Below are 6463 nucleotides of genomic sequence, written 5' to 3'. Positions count from 1 at the left end.
CAATAAATGCACATGTTTCAACCGATCGGGTCATCAAGGCAGCTAAAACGAGAAGACCTTGAAAGGGATGGCTGTAAAGGCGAAACCATCAGCGGCCATGACCACAGGAATGAATATCTACCCCGTCCTTCTAGCCGCAAAGCCGGCAAAGGCATCCACCCAGACGCTGCACGCCTCACGGGCCCCTTCGCCGGCAAGCCGCTCCTACAAGGCGGCGGCAGGTTGCAATTGACGCTTGCGCTGCATCAGGTAATAGGCGCCATAGCACAGAGCGATAAAGCCCGACCCCCAATACAACGACGGCCGCTGTGTTTCATCCATAGCCAGAAACACAAACAACGAGCTGCACAGCACGATGCACAGCAATGGCACCAGGGGAAACCAGGGCGCGCGGTACTTGAGCTGCTCCAGTTGCCCACCCTCGCGCAGGAACTGGCGACGGAAACGGTACTGCGCCAGGGCGATGACGATCCAAGTCACGGTGCCGGCCATGCCGCTCACGGCCATCAGCACCATGAACAGGGTGTCGGCAGCGATAAAGCTGGTCATCAACGAGATCAGGGCAAAGCACAGAGTGATGAACAGGGCACGCAGGGGCACGCCCTGTTTGCTCAGGGGCGACAGGGCCTTGGGCGCCATGCCGGATTTGGACATGGCCCAGAGGATGCGCGTAGAGGCATACAACCCGGAGTTGCCCACCGAAAGAATCGCCGTGAGGATCACGAAGTTCATCAGGTCGGCAGCGTAGGGAATGCCCACCATGTCGAACACCTGGACGAAGGGGCTTTCCACCAGCCCGGCTTGCTGCCAGGGAATGATCGCCGCCAGCACCATCACCGCCAGGACGTAGAAGATCAGCACGCGGAACACCACGTTGCGCACGGCACGCGGAATGCTTTTTTCCGGCTGGTCGGTTTCGCCAGCGGCCACGCCCATGATCTCGCAGCCCTGGAAGGCGTAGACCACGGTCATCATCACCGCGAACACCGCCGGCAGGCCGTTGGGGAACAGGGAGTCGCCCTTGAGGTTGTCGAACATCGGCGCCGGGGCGCCGCTGGGCAGGTCGATAACGCCGAAGATCACCAGCGCGCCCACCACGATGAAGCTCAGGATCGCCAGCACCTTGATCCCGGCGAACCAGTATTCGGCCTCGCCAAAGGCCCGGGTGGCCAGGGCGTTGATGCCGAACAGCAAGGCCACGAACAGCGCCGACCAGTACCAGATCGGCACATCGGGGAACCAGCGCTGCATCAGCATGCCGGCGGCGGTGAATTCCAGGCCCACGGTGGTGGCCCAGCTCATCCAGTAGACCCAGCCGATCATGAAGCCGGTGGCCGGGCCGATGTACTTGGTGGCGTGGGCCTGGAACGAGCCGGACACCGGCATCTGCACCGACAGCTCGCCGAGGCAGACCATCACCAGGTACATCAGGAACCCGGCCACCAGGTAAGAGAGGATCGCCCCCCAGGGGCCGCCCTGGTTGATGGTGACCCCGGAGCCCATGAACAGCCCGGTGCCGATCACCCCGCCCAGGGACAGCATGAAAATGTGCCGGCTCTTCAACGAGCGGGTCAGGTGGATGCCTTTACGTTCAGTGGTGGTTGTCATGGCGCACCTCAGCAGTCGGTAAGGCGCGGGGCGCGGAGCGAAGGGGTGTGGCGGAAGGCGGAAGCAGCTTGCAGGCAGTTCATTATTATTATCTCCAATAAGCTTCGAAGACCGCGGCGGGCGCGGCTCAAGCGATTATTGGAAAGCCATGTAAGTTCGGATTGAACGCCAGGATCGAAGATGTAAAAAGTCGTAAGGATTTTGTACGTCAGGCCGCCAACAGCTGTTGCAGCAAGGCCCGGGACTGTTGCCAGGACGGATGCAGGCGCGCCGCCAGGGCCGTCAGCGCCGAGCGATCCGTCTGCTGCGCCGCCTCCTCCACTTCCCGCAGCACCCGGGCCAGGGCGCAGAAGCCCAGGGAATCGGCGCTGCCCGCCAGGCGATGGGCCAGGTGCTGGACTTCGGTGCAGTCTTCGGCGGCCAGGGCATCGGTCAGCAGGGGCAGTTGCTGATCCAGGGCATCGGCCAGGACTTGAAGCAGGCTGTGTAATTTCTGCTCGCCCAACAGGCTGCGATGGGTGTCCAGCAAGCCCTGGTCGAGCAAGCCCTCCTCTGTGTCGGCCTGCGGCAACTGCGCCTGCCCGGCCAGCACCTGACGCAGGCTCTCCAGCTGCAACGGCTTGCCAAGAATGCCTTGCATCCCGGCCTGCAGATAACCGCGCACCACGGACGGCTGGACGCTGGCGGTCAGGGCGACAATGCGCACCTGCCGGTTGGGCCCGGGACGCTGGCGGATCTCGCGGCACAGCTCGACTCCGCTGATGCCCGGCAAGTGCACATCCAGCAGCAACAGGTCGAAGGCTTGCTGCTGACACAGGGCCAGAGCGCTTTCACCGTCTTGCGCCAGCCACACCTGATGGCCGTCACGCTCAAGCAGTCCGCTGGCCACTTCGCGATTCAGGGCCACGTCTTCCACCACCAGGATTTTCAAAGCCTGCGTCGGCAGCTGAAGCGCGGGCGCCGACAAGGGCTCCTGGCCGATGCCCAACGCCAGCTCGAACCAGAAACAACTGCCCTGCCCCAGCTCGCTGTCGACGCCGATGCGTCCGTCCAGTTGCTGCAGCAGATGCTTGCAGATGGCCAAGCCCAGGCCGGTGCCGCCATAGCGCCGGGTCACCTCGTCACTGGCCTGGACGAAACGCTCGAAGATCTTCTCGCGCATCGACGCAGCAATGCCGATGCCGTTGTCGCGCACGCAGCAGCGCAGGCGCTGGCCCTCGGCGGCGCTGTGCAGCACATGCACCTCGACCCGCACCCAGCCGTCTTCGGTAAAACGAATGGCGTTGGCCAGCAGGTTGCTCAGCACCTGGCGCAGGTACTGCTCGGCGCCCTGCTGACGCGGCGCCAGTTGTTCGTCGATGTGCAACTCCAGGCGGGTGCGGTTGGCCTCGGCCCGGGGCTGCAACAGGGTGGTGACTTCTTCCAACAACTGACGCAGGGAGAAGTCCCGTAGTTCCGGGCGGCTTTCGCCCTCTTCCAGGCGGGCAAAGGACAGCACTTCGTTGAGGATGCTCAGCAAGCCCTCCCCGGCCTGATGCAAGGCCTGCAAACGCTGACGGTCCTGCTGGTCCAGGGGCGCCTGACGCAGCAGTTCGGCCATGCCGAGGATGCCGTTCAACGGGGTGCGCAGTTCATGGCTCATGGTCGCCAGAAAGCGCGACTTGGCGAGGTTGGCGGCTTCGGCCTCGTCCTTGGCGTGCATCAGGCTGGCGGTGCGGCGCTGGACCATTTTCTGCAATTCGTCGCGCTTGTCCTGCAAGGCCAATCGGTCGGCTTCTCGGCGCTGCACATCGTCGAGCACTGCCCGGCGCATGTCGTCCAGGGCCCGGGCCACGGTGTCGATCTCGTCGCCGCCGGGGCGCTGGCGCTTGTCCAGATGCAGGGGCTCGTGCAGCTCGCCGGCCGCCACACGCCGGGCGAAATCGGCCATCACTTGCAGGTGCCGGGTCACCAGACGGTAGAACAGCCCGGACAAGGCCACCGCCAACCCGCAGAGAAACACGCTCATCCACAACAGGCTGGCCAGCCCGGTGGCGTACAGGCGCCGATACACCGCCCCCAGGTCGGTGCTGACCTGCAACTCGCCCAACTGGCGCAAGGGCCCGGATGGCGGTTGATAGCTCAAGGGAAAACGCTCGACCCGCAGCGGCCCGATCAGCTCGGCGCTGCCCTGCTGCAAGTCGAAATCGTTGCTGATCAGGTGCACCCGGGCCACGTCGGAAAAGTCCACCAGCCCCTGCAACTGCACGGTCAGTTGCTCCTGGTTGAGGTCCCACAGGTTGCGTTCTAGGCTGCCCAGGTAACCGGCGCGAATCAGCTCCATGCGGCTGTCGATCTCGCGCATTTCCCGGCGGTATTCGAAGTACAGCTGCACGCTGCTGGCGAGCACGGTGAAGCACAGGCTGAACAGCAAGATAAACAGCAGCAGGCGGCGCAACAGGCCGGCGGAACGCAGGGAGATCATGGCGCCGTCCCCCGTTGCGCCTTGAGCATGGCGCGGTAGTCGTCCTGGCTTTGCGCCAGCCAGCGCTGCACCGCGCCGCTGTCCACCTGCTGCTGCAAGCGGGCGTCGATCTCGGCCATGCGCGGCGCCAGGGGCGAATGGCGCGACACCGCCAGGCGCAGGTAGTCGACGCTCACCGCCTGGGGCAAGGCGATGATGTCTTCGGCACCCGGCAACTGCTCGATATACAGCTGCCCGGTGCGGCGTTCATGGGGGATGAAATCGATGCGCTGGCGGATCAGCTTGCCGAAGTTCTGCTGACTGCTGGACACCCATTCGATGTTGCCGTGCTGCACCACTTCGCGGTCGAAATCCTGGCCGTAGCTCTCGCCGAACAGCAGGCCGCCGCGATAGGCCCGCAAGTCCTGCAAGTGCGTAAAACGCGGCAGATGGCGGCGGTTGACGAACAGCGCGACTTCTTCGCGCAGCACCGGCACCTGGGAAAACAGCAGCTCCTGCTGGCGCTGGCTGGTGCTGTAGGCCAGCACCACATCCACCCGGCCTGCGGCGGCGTCCAGCAGGCAGCGCTTCCAGTTGCCCAGCACCACCACCTGCACCTGATAACCCAGGTCCCCCAGCACCTGACGCACCAGGGTCGGCGCCAGCCCGCGCACTTGCTGGCCGTCGCTCCAGGAAATCGGCGGGTACACCGGGTAGTCGCAATAACGCAGCACGGGCCGGGGTTCAGCGAACGTCGGGCCGGCCAGCAGGATCAAGCACAGGCTCAGGCACAGGCCCAGTGCGCGGCGCAGCAATTCAGGCGGCCACACTGGCGGTGAACAGGTAACCGGCACCGTGGATGGTGATGATCAGCTCCGGCTCGGCCGGGTCGTCGTGCAGCTTGCGCCGCAGGCGGCCCACCAGCACGTCGATGGAACGGTCGCTGGGCACCCATTCACGGTTGCGGATCTGGTCCATCAACTGGTCGCGGCTCAGGGTGTGGCCGCTGTTGCGCAGGAACACGCTGAGCAACTGGTACTCGCCATGGGTCAGCAGGGTTTCAGCGCCCCCGGCATCGATCAGCCGACGGCGGTCGGTGTCCAGGGCCCAGTCGGCGAACTGCTTGACCGGGCTCGGGCTCGACGCCTGGGGTTGCGGCTGGCGCGCATGACGCACCCGACGCACCAGGTTCTTGGCTCGGGACACCAGCTCGCGCGGATTGAGGGGTTTGATCACGTAGTCGTCGGCGCCGCATTCCAGGCCGACGATGCGGTCGATGTCGTCGTTGCGCCCGGTGATCAGGATGATCCCCACTTCCGAACGCACCCGCAGTTCCCGGGTCAGGGTCAGGCCGTCCTTGCCCGGCAGGCGGATGTCCAGCATCAGCAGGTCCACCGTGTGCTGGCCGAGAAAGCTCTCCGCCTGCTCCGCGGTGGCGGCGCAATGCACGTCGTAGCCTTCCTGAGAGAGATAAGCCTGAAGCAGTTCGCGAATCAGCGGATCGTCGTCGACGATCAAAACCCGAGGAGTCATCGCCTGTTTCCTGATTATTTTTATTAGAAAAGAAACCTTGTGCGCAGCAGCCTAGCCATTACTGAACAACCGATCAACAGCCCTATGTCGGCCTGATAAACCCGCGCCCCTGGCTGGCCAGCAAGCCCTCGACCCAGGCTTCACAGATCTGCACGCCCTGCTGCGGGCTGAAGGTCCCGGGGTTGAGCCCGGACTCCAGCCACAGGCCGTCGAGCAAGGCACTGAGGCTGATGGCCGCCAGATCGGCGTCGAACTGCGCCCAGCCCTGCTCCCCGGCCAGCCGGGTCAGCAGGCTGGCCAGCTCGTTGCGGTATTCGCCGTAGGAATGTTCATGGGCCAGGTTGATCGCCTCGGCGGTCTTCACCGCGCCCCAGAACGCCAGCCAGGCGTCCAGCAGCTTGGGGTCCAGCAGTTCGGCGCAGAACGAGGCGCGGAAGAACGCCGACAACCGTTGCCTAGGAGTGGGCGCGGCCTGCTCCATGGCCTCGCGCAGCAGGCTCATGACCCGCCCGGTGACCGCCCGATACGCCTGGGCCACCAACTCGTCCTTGCCGGCGTAGTGATGGCTGATCAGCCCCACCGACACCCCGGCCTCGGCGGAGATCTTGCGGATCGACGCACCCTGAAAGCCGTGGCGCTTGAGACAGGTCAGGGTCGCCTCGATCAGCTCGGCCTTGCGCAGGTCGGGTTCCAAACGGGAAAAGCGCGCTTCCTGGCTCATGGGGCGGGTTCCTTGGAGAGTGGCGGGAAATTGAAACTGAACGACTGTACAACAGGCCTTTCGTGGCGATCCAGCGTTTGTGTGGCCGCCCAAGCCGCACCGCTTCCTGTAGCCGCTGCCGAAGGCTGCGAACGGTCTGGGCGGCATTCCGTCGTAGG

5 protein-coding genes are annotated in these 6463 nt (G+C 64.6%); all 5 read right to left on the bottom strand.

Going from position 1 to position 6463, the window contains the following annotated elements; all coding sequences use genetic code 11:
* Positions 1 to 204: 204 nt before the first annotated feature.
* The gene (locus PQT43_RS28870) at positions 205 to 1608 is read right to left on the bottom strand and encodes an amino acid permease (protein ID WP_272755348.1); all 1404 of its coding nucleotides are present in this window, start codon (positions 1606 to 1608) and stop codon (positions 205 to 207) included.
* A gap of 208 nt (positions 1609 to 1816) precedes the next feature.
* A complete protein-coding gene (locus tag PQT43_RS28865) occupies positions 1817 to 4072 on the bottom strand; it encodes an ATP-binding protein (RefSeq protein ID WP_267269951.1) in 2256 nt (751 codons plus the stop codon).
* Entirely contained in the window at positions 4069 to 4866 is a 798-nt protein-coding gene (locus tag PQT43_RS28860) for a substrate-binding periplasmic protein (protein ID WP_267269950.1), read from the bottom strand. Before PQT43_RS28860 ends, PQT43_RS28865 begins: the two co-directional genes overlap by 4 nt.
* Position 4867: 1 nt before the next feature.
* On the bottom strand, positions 4868 to 5584 hold the full coding sequence (locus PQT43_RS28855) for a response regulator (RefSeq protein ID WP_047304616.1): 717 nt from the start codon (positions 5582 to 5584) through the stop codon (positions 4868 to 4870).
* 82 nt (positions 5585 to 5666) lie between these two features.
* Positions 5667 to 6305, bottom strand: a complete 639-nt coding sequence (gene betI / locus PQT43_RS28850) for a transcriptional regulator BetI (protein WP_110653560.1) — start codon at positions 6303 to 6305, stop codon at positions 5667 to 5669.
* Between the last annotated feature and the right edge of the window lie 158 nt (positions 6306 to 6463).

The organism is Pseudomonas sp. BLCC-B112, assembly GCF_028550695.1.
In the GTDB taxonomy this organism is placed as follows: domain Bacteria; phylum Pseudomonadota; class Gammaproteobacteria; order Pseudomonadales; family Pseudomonadaceae; genus Aquipseudomonas; species Aquipseudomonas danubii.
The sequence above is the reverse complement of the archived record's forward strand: the minus strand, read 5'-3'. Positions and strand labels throughout refer to the sequence as shown.